Source organism: Variovorax sp. P1_H12_2 (assembly GCF_056405335.1).
Map to the genome: position 1 here is coordinate 1 of NZ_JBFUCI010000769.1, position 1,137 is coordinate 1,137.

Here is a 1,137-nt window from a genome sequence, read left to right on the forward strand (position 1 = left end):
GGGCAGGAACTGCACGTGAACGGCGGCATGCACATGTAGCCCCCCGAGCGCAAGACCTTTCACCCACGGCCGTGCGGCAAATGCCACAATGCGGCCGGCTAAAATCAACCGATTACCTACAACCCTCAGAGGGAACCAAATGAGCGATATCGAAGCACGTGTCAAGAAAATCATTGCCGAACAACTCGGCGTTGAAGAGTCCCAGGTCACCAACGAAAAGGCTTTCGTGGCCGATCTCGGCGCGGACTCGCTCGACACGGTCGAACTCGTGATGGCGCTCGAAGACGAATTCGGCATCGAGATCCCGGACGAAGACGCCGAGAAGATCACGACTGTGYAGAACGCCGTCGACTACGCCACCAAGAATCAAAAGGCCTGATTGGCCACGCTGAGTTCCGTCCTTCCGGGCTGCGGCTTCCACGCCTGCATGCACCGGCCAGAGGTCTCAGCTTCCCAGAAAGGTTTGCCGGCATGACCAAACGCCGCGTCGTCGTGACCGGACTCGGTTGCCTCGCTCCTGTCGGAAATACCGTTGCCGAATCCTGGGCCAACCTGTTGGCCGGGAAGTCGGGCATCGACACCATCACCAGGTTCGATGTGAGCGCCTTCTCCTGCAAGTTTGCAGGCGAAGTGAAGGGTTTCGACATCAAGGACTACATTCCCGAGAAGGAAGCGCGCCACATGGATCGCTTCATCCATCTCGGGCTTGCCGCCGCCATCCAGGCGGTGCAGGACAGCGGGCTGCCGACCGGCGATGCGCTGTCCGAAGAAGATGCGGTTCGCATCGGCTGCAACATCGGCTCCGGTATCGGCGGCCTGCCGCTGATCGAGGACACCCACGCCGAATTGGTGAACCGCGGCCCGCGCCGCGTGTCGCCGTTCTTCGTGCCGGCGTCCATCATCAACATGATTTCGGGCCATGTCTCCATCAAGTATGGATTCAAGGGCCCGAACATCGCGGTCGTCACGGCCTGCACCACCGGCCTGCATGCGATCGGAACCTCCGCCCGCATGATCGAGTATGGCGATGCCGACGTGATGATCGCGGGCGGCGCCGAATCGACGGTGTCGCCGCTGGGGCTTGGCGGTTTCGCCGCCGCGCGTGCGCTGTCGACGCGCAATGACGATCCTCAGACC

2 protein-coding genes are annotated in these 1,137 nt (G+C 61.7%); both read left to right on the forward strand.

The window, feature by feature from the left end; genetic code table 11:
- Positions 1 to 139 precede the first annotated feature (139 nt).
- Complete coding sequence (acpP, locus tag AC1D2K_RS35000; RefSeq protein WP_478095060.1) at positions 140 to 379, forward strand: acyl carrier protein; 240 nt, start codon at positions 140 to 142, stop codon at positions 377 to 379.
- Between the two features lie 92 nt (positions 380 to 471).
- A partial coding sequence (locus tag AC1D2K_RS35005) for a beta-ketoacyl synthase N-terminal-like domain-containing protein (RefSeq protein ID WP_478095061.1) occupies positions 472 to 1,137 on the forward strand: 666 nt, incomplete at its 3' end.